13 protein-coding genes are annotated in these 14,389 nt (G+C 69.5%); 4 read left to right on the forward strand and 9 right to left on the reverse strand.

Going from position 1 to position 14,389, the window contains the following annotated elements:
* The first annotated feature begins 46 nt into the window (after window positions 1-46).
* Window positions 47-763: an Hpt domain-containing response regulator gene (locus tag AC06FP_RS07580; protein ID WP_456118661.1), complete on the forward strand. Its 717-nt coding sequence runs from the start codon at window positions 47-49 to the stop codon at window positions 761-763.
* A gap of 4 nt (window positions 764-767) precedes the next feature.
* Here the strand turns inward: AC06FP_RS07580 and recO are convergent, their stop codons facing one another.
* From recO to rpoE, 9 genes are all read right to left on the reverse strand, one after another.
* The gene (recO, locus tag AC06FP_RS07585; protein ID WP_478075078.1) at window positions 768-1,490 is read right to left on the reverse strand and encodes a DNA repair protein RecO; all 723 of its coding nucleotides are present in this window, start codon (window positions 1,488-1,490) and stop codon (window positions 768-770) included.
* Window positions 1,491-1,632: 142 nt separating this feature from the next.
* Entirely contained in the window at window positions 1,633-2,529 is an 897-nt protein-coding gene (gene era, locus AC06FP_RS07590) for a GTPase Era (protein WP_456118657.1), read from the reverse strand.
* Window positions 2,526-3,200: a ribonuclease III gene (gene rnc, locus AC06FP_RS07595; protein ID WP_456118655.1), complete on the reverse strand. Its 675-nt coding sequence runs from the start codon at window positions 3,198-3,200 to the stop codon at window positions 2,526-2,528. The genes era and rnc overlap by 4 nt, the downstream gene beginning before the upstream one ends.
* Window positions 3,193-3,561, reverse strand: coding sequence for a DUF4845 domain-containing protein (locus tag AC06FP_RS07600; RefSeq protein WP_456118653.1), 369 nt, complete (start codon window positions 3,559-3,561; stop codon window positions 3,193-3,195). The genes rnc and AC06FP_RS07600 overlap by 8 nt, the downstream gene beginning before the upstream one ends.
* Before the next feature lie 25 nt (window positions 3,562-3,586).
* Window positions 3,587-4,405 (reverse strand): signal peptidase I, encoded by an 819-nt coding sequence (gene lepB, locus AC06FP_RS07605; protein ID WP_456118651.1) that lies wholly within the window; start codon window positions 4,403-4,405, stop codon window positions 3,587-3,589.
* Window positions 4,406-4,522: 117 nt separating this feature from the next.
* On the reverse strand, window positions 4,523-6,316 hold the full coding sequence (lepA, locus tag AC06FP_RS07610) for a translation elongation factor 4 (protein ID WP_456118649.1): 1,794 nt from the start codon (window positions 6,314-6,316) through the stop codon (window positions 4,523-4,525).
* Window positions 6,317-6,470: 154 nt separating this feature from the next.
* Window positions 6,471-7,985: a DegQ family serine endoprotease gene (locus AC06FP_RS07615; protein ID WP_478075079.1), complete on the reverse strand. Its 1,515-nt coding sequence runs from the start codon at window positions 7,983-7,985 to the stop codon at window positions 6,471-6,473.
* Window positions 7,986-8,107: 122 nt separating this feature from the next.
* Window positions 8,108-8,971, reverse strand: a complete 864-nt coding sequence (locus tag AC06FP_RS07620) for a sigma-E factor negative regulatory protein (protein WP_478075080.1) — start codon at window positions 8,969-8,971, stop codon at window positions 8,108-8,110.
* Complete coding sequence (gene rpoE, locus AC06FP_RS07625; protein ID WP_153192518.1) at window positions 8,968-9,588, reverse strand: RNA polymerase sigma factor RpoE; 621 nt, start codon at window positions 9,586-9,588, stop codon at window positions 8,968-8,970. Before rpoE ends, AC06FP_RS07620 begins: the two co-directional genes overlap by 4 nt.
* A 351-nt stretch (window positions 9,589-9,939) precedes the next feature.
* Between rpoE and AC06FP_RS07630 the strand changes: the two genes are divergently transcribed.
* The 3 genes from AC06FP_RS07630 to ccoN all read left to right on the forward strand — a co-directional run bounded on the left by AC06FP_RS07630 (window position 9,940) and on the right by ccoN (window position 14,382).
* A complete protein-coding gene (locus AC06FP_RS07630; RefSeq protein WP_478075081.1) occupies window positions 9,940-12,003 on the forward strand; it encodes a 3-hydroxyacyl-CoA dehydrogenase NAD-binding domain-containing protein in 2,064 nt (687 codons plus the stop codon).
* 299 nt (window positions 12,004-12,302) lie between these two features.
* Window positions 12,303-12,761 carry an azurin gene (gene azu / locus AC06FP_RS07635; RefSeq protein WP_478075082.1) on the forward strand — a complete coding sequence of 153 codons (459 nt, stop codon included), beginning with the start codon at window positions 12,303-12,305 and terminating at the stop codon, window positions 12,759-12,761.
* A gap of 181 nt (window positions 12,762-12,942) precedes the next feature.
* On the forward strand, window positions 12,943-14,382 hold the full coding sequence (ccoN, locus tag AC06FP_RS07640; RefSeq protein ID WP_456118639.1) for a cytochrome-c oxidase, cbb3-type subunit I: 1,440 nt from the start codon (window positions 12,943-12,945) through the stop codon (window positions 14,380-14,382).
* Window positions 14,383-14,389 lie beyond the last annotated feature (7 nt).

The raw sequence follows: 14,389 nt of genomic DNA on the forward strand, positions 1-14,389 counted from the left end.
GCCACATCGCCAATCATGCTTGACACGGCTGACATGGAGGCAGCAGATGAATACGCACGCTCAGGGCACCCCGCCACGCCTGCTGCTGGTCGAGGACGACGCGACCAGCCAGGGCTTTTTCCGCGCCGCACTGGAAGCGCTGCCGGCCACGGTCGATATCGCCGGCTCGGTCGCGCAGGCGCTGCAGATGGGCGCGGCGACGCGCCACGATCTGTGGCTGATAGACGCCAACCTTCCCGACGGCAGCGGCCAGGAGCTGCTGCAGCGCCTGCGCGCGCTGCACCCCGGCGTGCCCGCCCTGGCGCATACCGCCGACAACGGCGCGGGCATGCAGCAGTCGCTGCACGAGGCCGGTTTCGAGCGGCTGCTGGTCAAGCCGATGCGCCGCGCCGAGCTGCTCGATGCCGTCCGCGCCAGCCTCGGACCGGCCGGCGCCAGCGAGCCGCCCCCGGCCGAGGAGCCGGCCACGCCGGACTGGGACGAGAACGCGGCGCTGAGCGCGCTCAATGGCCAGCAGGCCCACGTGGTGGCGCTGCGCGAGCTGTTCCTGTCCGAACTGCCGGTCGCGCGCGATGCGGTGTCGGTGGCGCTGCGGCAGCACGACGACGGCGCCCTGCGCCGGCAGCTGCACCGGCTGCAGGCCAGCTGCGGCTTCGTCGGCGCCTCGCGGCTGGGCCGCGCGGTGCGGCAGCTGCACCAGGCGCCGGAGTCGGACATGGCGCGGCGCCAGTTCGACGCGGCGGTGAGCGCGCTGCTGCATTGAAGCCCTAGCTGCGGCCTTTCAGGTCCCCCAGCATCTCCCACGACTTGAGCCCGCGCCCGCCCAGGTGGTGCAGCAGTACCGCGCGCATCTGCGGCCGCAGGCTGGCCAGGTCGGCCGCATCGGGCATGCGGTCCTCGCCCAGCGCCAGCAGCGCCGCACCGGTGGCCAGGCCGCGGCGCTCGGCGGCATTGCGCTCGCTGAGCAAGCGCAGCGGCCCTTCCTGCGGGTCCAGCCGGTAACGCGCCGCCGGGTCGATGGGCTGCCCGTCCGCGGCGCTGGTCCAGTCGAAGCCGAACCCCAGCGCCTCGAGCAGGTCGCGCTCGAAGCGGCGCAGCGCCCACGCCAGCCCGGCCGCGTCGGCCAGCCGGCCGCGCACCTGGCCATAGGCATGATGCAGTTCGGGCAGCGGGTCATGGCGCGGCGCCAGGCGCAGCACCAGCTCGTTGATGTAGAAGGCGGCCAGCATCGCCTGCCCGTGCAGGCGCGGTGCCGCGTCCTGGCTCTCGGCGCGGCGCAGCTGCGCCAGCTCACCGGCCATCACCGCGTCCAGGCGGATCGACTGCAGCGGCTGCAGGGCCGCGCGCAGGGTCTGCTTCTTCGGTCCATGCACGCCGCGCGCCAGCAGGCCGATGCGGCCATGCTCGCGCGTCAGCGCCTCGACCAGCAGGCTGGTCTCGCGCCAGGGGCGCGCATGCAGGACGTAGGCGGGTTCGTCGTCGATGCGCATGGGAAGGATGCTCCGCTCGCCTCGTCCGGCTTGCCGTAGGAGCGACTTCAGTCGCGAACAAGCTTTACCGAGAATGCGCAGGTCAAGGGTAAAGCCCTTTCGCGACTGAAGTCGCTCCTACGGAATCGGTGCGGCCGGCGCTTCACTCGTAGCCGAAGGCCTTGAGCGCGGCCTCGTCGTCCGACCAGCCTTCGCGCACGCGCACCCAGGTTTCCAGGAAGACCTTGGCGCCGAACAGGCGTTCCATCTGCAGGCGGGCCTTGGCGCCGATTTCCTTCAGGCGCGCGCCGCCCTTGCCGATCACGATGGCCTTCTGGCCCTCGCGCTCGACCCAGATCACCGCGCCGATGCGCAGCAGGTTGCCGTCCTCGGCGAAACGCTCGATCTCCACCGTGGTGGCGTACGGCAGTTCCTCGCCCAGCTGGCGCATCAGCTGCTCGCGCACCAGTTCGCCGGCCAGGAAACGCTGGCTGCGGTCGGTGATCTCGTCCTCGCCGAACATCGGCGGGGCTTCCGGCAGCAGCTTGAGCACGTCGCGCACCAGCGCTTCCAGGCCGTTGCGCTTCTGCGCCGAGATCGGATGCACGCCGGCGAAGTCGCGGCCTTCGGTGATTTCCTGCAGGAACGGCAGCAGCGCGCCCTTGTCCTTCAGGCGGTCGACCTTGTTGACCACCAGCACCACCGGGATGCCGGCATCGCGCAGCACGTTGAAGGCCAGGGTGTCTTCCTCGTCCCAGCGCCCGGCCTCGATCACCAGCAGGCCGGCGTCCACGCCTTCCAGCGAGCCGCGCGCGGCGCGGTTCATCACCCGGTTCATGGCCCGCTTCTGCTGGCGGTGCAGCCCGGGGGTATCGACCAGCACCAGCTGGCCTTCCGGGAAGGTGGCGATGCCCAGCAGGCGGTGGCGCGTGGTCTGCGGCCGGTTGGAGACGATGCTGACCTTGGCGCCCACCAGGGCGTTGGTCAGGGTCGATTTGCCGACGTTGGGGCGGCCGATGACGGCGACGCTGCCACAGCGGTGGGAGGTGGTGTCGTTCACTTGGAATCCAGTTGCTCGATCGCGGCCGCAGCCGCCTGTTGTTCGGCCAGCCGCCGGGAGCTGCCTTCGCCCTCGGTGGTGAGGTCCGGGTCGGTCAGGCGGCAGCGTACCCGGAAATGCCGGGCATGGTCATCGCCGGTTTCCGATACCAGTTCATACACCGGCAGCGGCTTCTGCCGCGCCTGCAGCCATTCCTGCAGGCGGGTCTTGGGGTCCTTCTCCGGCTTGCCAACCGGCACCGCGGCCATCGGCGCCTCGAACCAGGGCAGCACCCGCGCGCGGCAGGCCTCGAAACCGGCGTCCAGGTAGATCGCCGCCACCACCGCCTCGAAGGCGTCGGCCAGGATCGAATCGCGGCGGTGGCCGCCGGACTTCATCTCGCCCGGCCCCAGGGTCAGGCGCTCGCCCAGTTCCAGGTCGCGGGCCATGGCCGCCAGCGCGCTTTCGCATACCAGCGCCGCCCGCGCCCGGGTCAGCGCGCCCTCGTCGGCCTTGGGCCAGCGCGCGAACAGCGCCTCGGCCACGATCAGGTTGACGATGCTGTCGCCGAGGAATTCCAGGCGCTCGTTGTGCGGCGCGCCGGCGCTGCGATGGGTCAGGGCCTGCCGCAGCAGGCCCTGGTCCTTGAACGGGTGGCCGATGCGGTCACCCCGTGTCACCGTCCTACTCACCGTGCGAGGTCAGGTCCTGGGAATTCTCGAAACGGCCGACGATGTCGAGGTTGCCGACCAGCGGGCGACGCACTTCGTAGCTCACGTTCATGCGCACGCCGCCGTCGATGCGGTCGAACTTGACGTTCTCGCGCTTGACGCTGTCCGAGTAATTCATGTCCATGCGCTTGAAGAACATCTCCTGCGCCTTGACCGGATCGGCGCTGCCCGGCTCCTTGGCCAGGGCCTTCATCGAGGTCTTGACCGCATAGAACTCCTGGTACATCGGGAACAGCTTCATGCCGATGTACGCCGCGAAACCCACCACCGCCAACACCATCAGGAACGACGTCAGCGTCATGCCGCCTTGCTTGCGATTCATAGCGTTCTCCCCGGTTGCGCCTACGTTACTGGATGCCCGAGCCGATCCGCGACGGCTCGAAGCCGTCCTTGCAGAACCAGCCGCTGCAGTTGAGCCAGATCAGGAAGGCCTTGCCGCGCAGGTTCTGCTCCGGCAGGAAGCCCCAGAAACGACCATCGTCGCTGTTGTCGCGGTTGTCGCCCATGACCAGGTACTGGCCCTGCGGCACTTCCCAGTCGCCCTGCCCGGCCGGATTGGCGCGGCCCAGGTATTCCAGCACGGTATGGGTGCGGCCCGGCAGCGCCTCGCTGAGCAGGGTGGCGCCGTTCATTTCCGCGCCGCGGCCCTTGCCGACGTACTCGCCCCTGACCTCGTAGGCCAGCGGCTGGCCGTTGATCGACAGGGTGTCGCCATGGAAACCGATGCGGTCGCCCGGCAGGCCGATGACGCGCTTGATGAAGTTCTCGCCGCGCTGCGGGTCGCCCGGCATGTCCGGGTGGCCCGGGAACTGGAACACCACCACGTCGCCGCGCTTCGGCTCGCCGGTCGGGATCACCTTGGTGTTGGTGATCGGCAGGCGGATGCCGTAGGCGAACTTGTTGACCAGGATGAAATCGCCGATCAGCAGGTTGGGCATCATCGAGCTGGACGGGATCTTGTACGGCTCGGCGATGAAGCTGCGCAGCACCAGCACCACGGCCAGCACCGGGAAGAAGGCGCGCGAGTAGTCGACAAGCGCCGGCTCCTCGCTGTCCAGCAGGCCGCCCCTGGCCGCGCGGCGCCTGGCCAGGAACAGCTTGTCCAGCAGCAGCACCAGGCCCGAGCCGAGGGTCAGCACCACCAGGGCGATTTCAAACCATTTCATGGAAATTCCTAAAAGCGGGAACAGGGAACGGGGATCCGGGAATGGGACAGGACGCCATCGGTACCGGCGCACCGGATCCCGACATTCCCCGTTCCCTGTTCCCCGTTCCCCGCCTCATCACTTGTTGTCCATCTGCAGCACGGCCAGGAAGGCTTCCTGCGGGATCTCCACGCGGCCGACCTGCTTCATGCGCTTCTTGCCTTCCTTCTGCTTTTCCAGAAGCTTCTTCTTGCGCGAAACGTCGCCACCATAGCACTTGGCCAGCACGTTCTTGCGCATGGCCTTGACCGTGGTGCGGGCGATGATCTGCGAGCCGACGGCGGCCTGGATGGCCACGTCGAACATCTGCCGCGGGATCAGGTCCTTCATCTTCTCGCACAGCTCGCGGCCGCGGCGGTCGGCGTGGCTGCGGTGCACGATCAGCGACAGCGCGTCGACCTTGTCGCCGTTGATCAGCACGTCCACGCGCACGAACGGGCCGGCCTCGAAACGCACGAAGTGGTAGTCCAGCGAAGCGTAGCCGCGGCTGACCGACTTGAGCTTGTCGAAGAAGTCCAGCACCACCTCGGCCATCGGCAGCTCGTAGCTGATCTGCACCTGGCTGCCCAGGTAGTTGATGCCGATCTGGGTGCCGCGCTTTTCCTCGCACAGCTTGATGATGTTGCCGATGTACTCCTCGGGGGTGAGCACGTTGGCGCGGATGATCGGCTCGCGGATCTCCTCAACTTGGTTGATCGGCGGCAGCTTGGCCGGGTTGTCCATCATCACGATGGACCCGTCGCTCTTGAGCACCTCGTAGACCACGGTCGGCGCGGTGCTGATCAGGTCCAGGTCGTACTCGCGCTCCAGACGCTCCTGCACGATCTCCATGTGCAGCATGCCGAGGAAGCCGCAGCGGAAGCCGAAACCCATCGCCTCGGAGCTTTCCGGCTCGAAGCGCAGCGCGGCATCGTTCAGGCGCAGCTTGTCCAGCGCCTCGCGCAGGTCCGGGTAGTCCTCGGCGTCGACCGGGAACAGGCCGGCGAACACGCGCGGCTGCATTTCCTGGAAACCGGGCAGCGGCGCCGGCGCCGGGTCGGCCGCCAGGGTCAGGGTGTCGCCGACCGGCGCGCCGTGCACGTCCTTGATCGACGCGGTGATCCAGCCCACCTCGCCCGCCGACAGCTTGCCGGTGACCTTGCGCTTGGGCGTGAACACGCCCACCGCGTCGACCTGGTGGTTGCGGCCGGTGGACATGACCAGCAGCTTGTCGCCGGTCTTGACCTCGCCCTGCATCACCCGCACCAGCGACACCACGCCCAGGTAGTTGTCGAACCAGGAGTCGATGATCAGCGCCTGCAGCTTGTCGGTTTCGCGCGGGGCCGGCGGCGGGATGCGGTGCACGATGGCCTCCAGCACCTCTTCCACGTTCAGGCCGGTCTTGGCCGATACCGGCACCGCGTCGGTGGCGTCGATGCCGATCACCGCCTCGATCTCCGCCTTGGCGCGCTCGGTGTCGGCGGTGGGCAGGTCGATCTTGTTCAGCACCGGCACCACTTCCAGGCCCATCTCCACCGCGGTGTAGCAGTTGGCCACGGACTGGGCTTCCACGCCCTGGGCGGCGTCCACCACCAGCAGCGCGCCCTCGCAGGCGGCCAGCGAGCGGCTGACTTCATAGGAGAAGTCGACGTGGCCGGGGGTGTCGATGAAGTTCAGGTAATAGGTTTCGCCATTGCGCGCGGTATACGGCAACGACACCGACTGCGCCTTGATGGTGATGCCACGCTCGCGCTCGATCGGGTTGTTGTCCAGGACCTGCGCTTCCATCTCGCGCGCGGTCAGGCCGCCACAGATCTGGATGATGCGGTCGGCCAGGGTGGACTTGCCATGGTCGACGTGGGCGATGATGGAGAAATTGCGGATGTTCCGCATCGGATCGGCAGACATAAGGTGGCGGCGGCGCGGCGCGTCGTCAGGATAACGCGGCATTATCGCACGCCCGGCAGGCAGCCCGCACCGGCGCGGGCCGGAACGGCAGGAGCCGCCCGGAGGCGGCCCCTGCGTACAGCTTGATGAAGGACAGGCCTCAGTCGCCGGCCCGGACCGCGACGAAGGCGCTGTTGCCGCCGGCACGCACCAGCAGCATCACCACGTCGCCCTTCCTGTAGTTGGCCAGTTCGCGGTTGAGCGCGGCGACGCTGCCGACCGGGGTGCGGCCGACCTGCAGCACCACCATGCCCGGCGACAGCCGCGCTTCGCGCGCAGCCTGCCCGTTCACGCCGGTGATGCGCACGCCCTCGTTGGCGTCCAGGCCCAGCTGCCTGCGCTCGGCGGCCGTCAGGTCGGCCACCTCCAGCCCCAGCAGGGCATTGGCACCCGCCATCGGCTTGTCCTCGCCGCCGGCGGCCGGGCCACTGGCGGGCCGCGCCGCGTCCTCGGCCAGCTCGGTCAGGGTCACGGTAATCTCGCGCTCGCGGCCATCGCGCAGGATGCCGAGCCGGACCTTGCTGCCCGGCGGCATGGCGCCGATCAGCGGCGGCAGGTCGCTGGAAGTCGCGATCTCGGTGCCGTTGACCGAGCGGATCACGTCGCCCAGCTGCACGCCGGCTTTGGCCGCGGCCGAATCCTCGACCATCTGGTTGACCAGCGCACCACGACTGTCGGGCAGCTTGAAGCCCTGGGCGATGTCGGCGGTCACCGCGCCGACCATGACGCCCAGCTGCCCGCGGCTGACCTTGCCGGTCTTCTTGATCTGCTCCACCGCGCTCATCGCCAGGTCGATCGGGATGGCGAAGCTGATGCCCATGTAGCCGCCGGAGGCGGAGAAGATCTGCGAGTTGATGCCGACCACCTCGCCGCGGGTATTGAGCAGCGGGCCGCCGGAATTGCCCTGGTTGATCGCCACGTCGGTCTGGATGAACGGCACATAGCGCTGCTCGGCATACGGGTTGCTGCGGCCGGTGGCGCTGACGATGCCGGCGGTGACCGAGTGGTCCAGGCCGAACGGCGAGCCGATCGCCACCACCCACTGGCCGGGCTTGAGCGTGTTGGAGTCGCCCACGCGCACGGTCGGCAGGCCCTTGGCGTCGATCTTCAGCAGCGCCACGTCGTACTGCTGGTCGCTGCCGACGACCTTGGCGTCGAACTCGCGGCGGTCGCTGAGCTTGACCTTGACCGTCTCGGCGCCGTCGATCACGTGGTGGTTGGTCAGCACGTAGCCGTCGGCGGAAATGATGAAGCCCGAGCCCATGCCGCGGCCGCGCGGGCCGTTGTCCGGCGCGTCGCCGGGCATCTGGAAATCGGGGCCGAAGAAACGGCGGAAGAAATCCGGCAGCTGGTCCATGTCCGGGCGCCTGGCGGCCATGCGCGGATCGCGGCGCGGGCCGATGACGGTTTCGACGTTCACCACGCCCGGCCCGACCTGGTCCACCAGCTGGGTGAAGTCAGGCAGGCCGCTGACCAGTTGCGGCGCAGGCGCGGCCGGGCGCGCGGCGACCGCCTGCTCCGCCGGCGCGGTGGGTGCGTTGCTCTGGGCGCAGGCGGCCAGCGGCAGGGTCATCGCCAGCAGGCCGAACAGCCGCGCAGGGATACGGTGGGTCATCAGGATCGAGCCTCCGATTGAAAGAGTAGGAAACACCTTCCGCCCGGCGTCGGCCGCCGGACAAGGAAATCCCGGGGAACGGCACCCGCGCAGGCCGCGGGTGCGGGGAAAGGAATGCCGCCTCAGTGCCGCGGCTGCGCGTCGGGCTCCACGGACATGCCCTGCGAGGGCATCCGCGGTTCGAACGGATAGAAGGCCGCCCCGCCCTCGGAGGGCACGAGGCTGGCATTCAAGGCATGGTTGGACAGCGCCGGCGACAGCGTCGAGCGCGGCCAGGGACGCGCGCGCAGCACGTTGCCGGGGTCGGCGAACGGGTCGGTGCGCAACGCCGGCACCGGCGCCTGCGCGGCGACCGCGCGCGCCGGCTCGGCCTGGCGCAGGGCGGCGCTGCGCGCCACCTGCTGGGTGCGGGTGGCGCTGCCGCGGCGTGCCGGGGCCTCCGCGCGCCGCAGGGCGGCCACGGCGACGGCGGGCGCGGCGGCGGCCAGGCCTGCCTGGCCGCCGGCATCCGGCGCCTGGCCGGCATCGGCCACGACCGCCGGCGCCGGGACCTGCGCGGCGGTGGCGATCACGGTTTCCGGCACACCCGGTCCGGGCAGTTGTTCGCGCGTCATGAACAGCGCCACGGCCGCGACCGAGGCCGCCAGCGCGGCGCCGCCGCCCCAGCGCCGCCAGCCGGCGCGGCGCGCCTGCCGCTCCGCCGCCGGCGGCGCGTGCCGGGCTTCGGCGGCGACCGCTTCGCGGACCTTCAATTCGAAACCGGCCGGCGCCGGCGCGCAGGCGCGGCCGCGCAGCACGTCGCCGAGCAGCTGCCAGCGCTCCTGGCACCCGGACAGTTCGCCGTCGTGCTCCAGCCGGCGCAGCAGGAAGCGCGCCTCGTCGGTGGGCAGTTCGCCGTCGACCAGGGCCGACAGCTGCTGCCGGTAATGCAGCTCGAACTTGTCGGCGGCATCGCCCGCCGCATCGACACGACCGGAAACGTTCATGCGCGGCTCCTTTCACGGGTGGCGCTGGCGGTGTCCAGCAGCGGGCGCAGCTGGACGTCGATGGCCTCGCGGGCGCGGAAGATCCGCGAACGCACCGTGCCGATCGGGCAGCCCATCTTCTGCGCGATTTCCTCGTAGCTCATGCCTTCCACCTCTCGCAACGTGATGGCCGAACGCAGTTCCTCGGGAAGCGCGTCGACCGCCTTCATCACGGTCTGTTCCAGTTCCTGCCGCATCAGCTCGCGTTCGGGCGTGTCGGTGTCGCGCAGGCGCGCGCCGGCGTCGAACTGTTCGGCGTCGCCGATCTCGACGTCGTCGGTCGGCGGGCGCCGGTTGTGCGCGGCAAGGTAGTTCTTGGCGGTATTCACTGCGATTCGATGCAACCAGGTATAGAACTGGGCGTCGCCACGGAAATTCCCGATCGCGCGGTAGGCGCGCACGAAAGTGTCCTGGGCCACGTCCTGACATTCACTCCAGTCGGCGATGTAGCGCCCGATCAGCGCGACGATGCGGTGCTGGTACTTGCGCACCAGGACATCGAACGCCGCGCTCTCGCCGCGCTGCACGCGCCGGACCAGCTCCAGATCCAGCTCCTGCGGTGTTTCAACCTCGGCCATAAAGGGCCGCACTCCTGTCAGCCCAACCGACGTCGGGCAATGAGACCGCCTGTGGCGGAAAAAGTTCAGCGTCCCGTTGCCGGGGCGCCGCGCCATCCTTCAGAGCATGTTTACATTCCGCCGGCCGCGGCCGGCGTGCGCGCAACACGCGAGCATAGCGGCCACCGCACCCGCGGCGCCGTGACGCGCGCGACGGGGATGTAGACACGTTCCAGCCTGCGTTCGGATAGCCTGTCGGCGATGACCGGCCGGCGCGAACGCCCATGCCTCCCAAGCATTGGGATTTGACGCCGGGGAAACAACCTCTGGATCATAGCGATCTTCTCCATACACAACCGGATGGAACGTCCCATGCTTTCAGGTTTCGATGGGCTCCGCTTCACTCACTGGCAGGCCGAGATCCGCGACGACGGCATCGTCGTGCTCGCCCTGGACCGCCGCGACAGTCCGGTCAACGCGATGTCGCAGGACGTGCTGCTGGAACTGGGCGACATCGTCGAGCGGCTGGCGATCGACCCGCCCAGGGGCGTGGTGATCCGCTCGGCCAAGGCCGCCGGCTTCATCGCCGGCGCCGACCTGAAGGAATTCCAGGAGTTCGACCGCCGCGGCACCGTCAACGACGCCATCCGCCGCGGCCAGTCCACCTACCAGAAACTGGCCGAGCTGCCCTGCCCGACCGTGGCCGCGATCCACGGCCACTGCCTGGGCGGCGGCACCGAGCTGGCGCTGGCCTGCCGTTACCGCGTGGCCTCCAATGATCCGTCCACCCGCATCGGCCTGCCCGAGACCCAGCTTGGCATCTTCCCGGGCTGGGGCGGCAGCGCGCGCCTGCCGCGGCTGGTCGGCGCGCCGGCGGCGATGGACATGATGCTGACCGGGCGCACGCTGTCGGCCTCGGCCGCGCGCGGCATCGGCCTGGTCGACAAGGTGGCCGCGCCGGCGGTGCTGGTCGACGCGGCGGTGTCGCTGCTGCAGTCCGGCGTGACCCGGCCGTTCAAGCAGCGCGCCACCGCCTGGGCCACCAATACCTGGCTGGCGCGCAGGATCCTTGCCCCGCAGATGGTCAAGCAGGTCGCGCGCAAGGCCAGGAAGGACCAGTACCCGGCGCCTTACGCGCTGATCTCGACCTGGGAACGCAGCGGCGGCAGCGGCATCCAGGCGCGCCTGGACGCCGAGCGCCGCGCGGTGGTCAAGCTGGCCGGCGGCCCGACCGCGCGCAACCTGATCCGCATCTTCTTCCTGACCGAACGGCTCAAGGGCCTGGGCGGCAAGGACGCTGGCATCCGCCACGTGCACGTGGTCGGCGCCGGCGTGATGGGCGGCGACATCGCAGCGTGGGCGGCCTACAAGGGCTTCGACGTCACCCTGCAGGACCGCGAGCAGCGCTTCATCGACCCGGCCATGGCCCGCGCCCAGGCGCTGTTCGAGAAGAAGGTGAAGGACCCGGCCAAACGCCCGGAGGTGGCGGCGCGGCTGAAGGCCGACCTGGCCGGCGAAGGCGTGGCCAGGGCCGACCTGGTGATCGAGGCCATCATCGAGAACCCGGAAGCCAAGCGCGAGCTGTACCAGTCGCTGGAGCCGCGCATGAAGGCCGACGCGCTGCTGACCAGCAATACCTCCTCGATCCCGTTGGTGGAACTGCGCGAGCACATCGCCCGTCCGGCGCAGTTCGCCGGCCTGCACTACTTCAACCCGGTGGCGCAGATGCCGCTGGTGGAAATCATCCACCACGACCGCATGGCGCCGGAAACCGCGCAGCGGCTGGCCGCGTTCTGCAAGGCGCTGGGCAAGTTCCCGGTGCCGGTGGCCGGCACCCCGGGCTTCCTGGTCAACCGCGTGCTGTTCCCCTACATGCTGGAAGCGGCCACCGCCTACGCCGAGGGCATCCCCGGCCCGGTCATCGACCGCGCCGCGGTGAAGTTCGGCATGCCGATGGGGCCGATCGAACTGCTCGACACCGTGGGCCTGGACGTGGCCGCCAGCGTCGGCAGGGAACTGGCGCCGTTCCTGGGCCTGCAGATCCCGGCCGCGCTGGCGACGGTCGAAGCGGGCCGGCGCGGCAAGAAGGACGGCCAGGGCATCTACAAGTGGGAGAACGGCCGCGCGGTCAAACCCGACGTGGCCAGGGACTACCAGGCGCCGTCGGACCTGGAGGACCGGCTGATCCTGCCGCTGCTCAACGAGGCGGTGGCCTGCCTGCACGACGGCGTGGTGGCCGACGCCGACCTGCTCGATGCCGGCGTGATCTTCGGCACCGGCTTCGCGCCGTTCCGCGGCGGCCCGATCCAGCACATCCGCGCCACCGGCGCCGATGCGCTGGTGGACAAACTGCGCACCCTGCAGGCGCGCCACGGCGACCGCTTCGCGCCGCGCCCGGGCTGGGACATGCCGGTGCTGCGCGAACCCATCGCCTGACCGTCCACCAGGCGGTACGACGACAAACGCCGGGGCTGCACTGCAGCCCCGGCTTTTTTGTTGCCGCCCGCCCTGGCGGCGCCCCCATCGGCCATCGGCAGGCGATGCCGGAAACCACCCATGGCGGTTTCCGGCTGCTGCATGGAGGCGACTTCGGACAGGCCGCCGGCCCGCGCCGCCTGCGTGGCGATTGACCCAGATCAAGGCGACGCGATGCGCCCGGGCCGAGGCTATGCGCGTCGCCCGGCGCACGCCCGCGCCGGGCCACCGCATCCCTCGCACGTCCACAGGAGCACTCCATGAAAACCCCGCGTCGCCTTCTCCTCGCCCTGGCCCTGGTCGGCGCCACCGGTGCGGCCCAGGCCGCCGGCAACTGCACCGTCTCGCTCAAGGGCAACGACGCGATGCAGTTCGACCTGAAGGAAGCCACCGTTTCGGCCGGCTGCGCCAGCATCACCGTCGAACTGGCCCACACCGGCAAGCTCCCGGCCACGGTCATGGGCCACAACGTGGTGGTGTCCACCACCGCCGACATGGCCGGCGTCAGCCGCGACGCGATCCGCGCCGGCGCCGCCAGCCACTACGTGCCGGCCAACGACGCCCGCGTGATCGCCCATACCTCCGTGGTGGGCGGCGGGCAGACGACCCAGGTCCGCTTCCCCGGCAACCGGCTCCGCGCCGGCGGCGACTACAGCTTCTACTGCTCCTTCCCCGGCCATTCGGCGCTGATGAAGGGCCGGCTGGTCGTAACCCGCTGATTTTTCTTGAAGCGCGCCCCGGGTTGGTTACCGCCCGGGCCCGTGTCATCACCGCCCGGGATCCGGCGGCCACCGCGAACGGCGGGGGCCGCAAACGCCCGCCCACGCATTGATCCAGGTCAATGCCCGGCGCGCACCCGGCGCGGATGATCCGCCCCGTTCAGACCGAGGATCAGGCCGCATGCAAAGCGTGCAGGGGACATACAACGACAAGGTGGTGCGCCAGTTCGCGGTGATGACCGTGGTCTGGGGCATCGTGGGCATGCTGGTCGGCGTCGTCATCGCCGCCCAGCTCTACTGGCCGACGCTCGGCGAGGGCATTCCGTGGCTGGGCTACGGGCGGCTGCGGCCGCTGCATACCAATGCGGTGATCTTCGCCTTCGGCGGCTGCGCCCTGTTCGCCACCAGCCTGCACGTGGTGCAGCGTACCTGCCACGTGCGGCTGATCTCGGACAGGCTGGCGGCCTTCGTGTTCTGGGGCTGGCAGCTGGTGATCGTGGCCGCGGCCATCACCCTGCCGCTGGGGTACACCCAGGGCAAGGAGTACGCCGAACTGGAGTGGCCGATCGACATCCTGATCGCCGCGGTGTGGGTGGCCTACGCGGTGCTGTTCATCGGCACCATCGCCAGGCGCCGGGTCAAGCACATTTACGTGGCGAACTGGTTCTATGCCAGCTTCATCATCGCCGTCGCCCTGCTGCACATCGTCAACAACATTTCCCTCCCCGCCGGACTGGACAAGTCCTATCCGGTCTACAGCGGCGCGGTGGATGCGATGGTGCAGTGGTGGTACGGCCACAACGCGGTGGGCTTCTTCCTGACCGCCGGCTTCCTGGGAATGATGTACTACTTCGTGCCCAAGCAGGCCGGCCGCCCGGTGTATTCCTACCGCCTGTCGATCGTGCACTTCTGGGCGCTGATCGCCGTGTACATGTGGGCCGGCCCGCACCACCTGCAGTACACCGCCCTGCCCGACTGGGCGCAGTCGCTGGGCATGGTGTTCTCGCTGATCCTGCTGGCCCCGTCCTGGGGCGGCGCGATCAACGGCGTGCTGACCCTGTCCGGCGTGTGGCACAAGCTGCGCACCGATCCGATCCTCAAGTTCCTGATCGTGGCCGTGTCGTTCTACATGATCGCCACGTTCGAAGGCCCGATGATGTCGATCAAGACGGTCAACTCGCTGTCGCACTACACCGACTGGACCGTGGGCCACGTCCACGCCGGCGCGCTGGGCTGGGTGGCGATGATCTCCATCGGCTCGATCTACGCGCTGATGCCCAGGCTGCTCGGCCGCGAGCAGATGTATTCGGTCAAGGCCATCGACACGCACTTCTGGCTGCACACCATCGGCGTGGTGCTGTACATCGCCTCGATGTGGATCGCCGGCGTGATGCAGGGCCTGATGTGGCGCGCGACCAACGACGACGGCACCCTCACCTACACCTTCGTCGAGTCGCTCAGGTTCACCTACCCGTACTACCTGATCCGCTTGGGCGGCGGCGTGGTGGTGCTGGGCGGCATGTGCCTGATGGCCTGGAACGTGTGGCGTACCTGGCGTACCGCCCCCGCGATCGCAGCGCAGCCGCTGCTGCCCGTCGACGCCTCCGAAGTGCGTGCCTGAGGAGGAA

Source organism: Stenotrophomonas sp. Steno-Z2, assembly GCF_056393235.1.